The sequence below is a fragment of the Pseudomonas sp. NFPP04 genome (assembly GCF_900113815.1).
Taxonomy (GTDB): domain Bacteria; phylum Pseudomonadota; class Gammaproteobacteria; order Pseudomonadales; family Pseudomonadaceae; genus Aquipseudomonas; species Aquipseudomonas extremorientalis.
The window spans coordinates 1-1,374 of the sequence record NZ_FOQS01000030.1 but is presented as its reverse complement, the minus strand read 5'-3'; the positions used below and the strand labels follow the sequence as shown (position 1 = coordinate 1,374).

Genomic DNA, 1,374 nt, shown 5'->3' with positions numbered 1-1,374 from the left:
TTTCGTCTTCACACACCGCAATCTGATGCTCGTTAGAGTAGTCAAATTGCTTGGGTGTTATATGGTCAAGCCTCACGGGCAATTAGTATTGGTTAGCTCAACGCCTCACAGCGCTTACACACCCAACCTATCAACGTCGTAGTCTTCGACGGCCCTTCAGGGAACTCAAGGTTCCAGTGAGATCTCATCTTGAGGCTAGTTTCCCGCTTAGATGCTTTCAGCGGTTATCTATTCCGAACATAGCTACCCGGCAATGCCACTGGCGTGACAACCGGAACACCAGAGGTTCGTCCACTCCGGTCCTCTCGTACTAGGAGCAGCCCCTCTCAAATCTCAAACGTCCACGGCAGATAGGGACCGAACTGTCTCACGACGTTCTAAACCCAGCTCGCGTACCACTTTAAATGGCGAACAGCCATACCCTTGGGACCGGCTTCAGCCCCAGGATGTGATGAGCCGACATCGAGGTGCCAAACACCGCCGTCGATATGAACTCTTGGGCGGTATCAGCCTGTTATCCCCGGAGTACCTTTTATCCGTTGAGCGATGGCCCTTCCATACAGAACCACCGGATCACTAAGACCTACTTTCGTACCTGCTCGACGTGTCTGTCTCGCAGTCAAGCGCGCTTTTGCCTTTATACTCTACGACCGATTTCCGACCGGTCTGAGCGCACCTTCGTACTCCTCCGTTACTCTTTAGGAGGAGACCGCCCCAGTCAAACTACCCACCATACACTGTCCTCGATCCGGATAACGGACCTGAGTTAGAACCTCAAAGTTGCCAGGGTGGTATTTCAAGGATGGCTCCACGCGAACTGGCGTCCACGCTTCAAAGCCTCCCACCTATCCTACACAAGCAAATTCAAAGTCCAGTGCAAAGCTATAGTAAAGGTTCACGGGGTCTTTCCGTCTAGCCGCGGATACACTGCATCTTCACAGCGATTTCAATTTCACTGAGTCTCGGGTGGAGACAGCGCCGCCATCGTTACGCCATTCGTGCAGGTCGGAACTTACCCGACAAGGAATTTCGCTACCTTAGGACCGTTATAGTTACGGCCGCCGTTTACCGGGGCTTCGATCAAGAGCTTCGCGTTAGCTAACCCCATCAATTAACCTTCCGGCACCGGGCAGGCGTCACACCCTATACGTCCACTTTCGTGTTTGCAGAGTGCTGTGTTTTTAATAAACAGTCGCAGCGGCCTGGTATCTTCGACCGGCATGGGCTTACGGAGCAAGTCCTTCACCCTCACCGGCGCACCTTCTCCCGAAGTTACGGTGCCATTTTGCCTAGTTCCTTCACCCGAGTTCTCTCAAGCGCCTTGGTATTCTCTACCCAACCACCTGTGTCGGTTTGGGGTACGGTTCCTGGTTA

General features: G+C 53.1%; 1 rRNA gene. It reads right to left on the bottom strand.

What is annotated here, in order from left to right:
- Nucleotides 1-61: 61 nt before the first annotated feature.
- Nucleotides 62-1,374: ribosomal RNA gene (locus BM017_RS28720) — 23S ribosomal RNA — on the bottom strand; the annotation flags it as partial.